Here is a 219-nt window from a genome sequence, read left to right on the forward strand (position 1 = left end):
AGAGCTTGCCAGGCAACGAAGACAAAACGGAAGCTGAGTTTATTCAGGCGATCACAGGACCACAAGGGGTAGCTGGTGCAACAGGCGCTAATGGCGCGTCTGCCTTTGAAGTTTGGAAAGCCCTACAAGGGAATGACAACTTAACCGAACAAGACTTTATCAATGACATCACTGGTGCTGATGGTGACGATGGACAATCTGCCTTTGAGATTTGGAAAG

Annotated in this window: 1 protein-coding gene; it reads left to right on the forward strand. The window is 48.4% G+C overall.

Annotated features, from left to right (window positions below; translation table 11 throughout):
- Positions 1 to 219: hypothetical protein (locus ACT3QN_RS13710; RefSeq protein ID WP_444523994.1), on the forward strand; the 219-nt coding region annotated here is incomplete at both ends.

Source organism: Psychrobacter sp. AOP7-C1-14 (assembly GCF_052376135.1).
In the GTDB taxonomy this organism is placed as follows: Bacteria; Pseudomonadota; Gammaproteobacteria; order Pseudomonadales; family Moraxellaceae; genus Psychrobacter.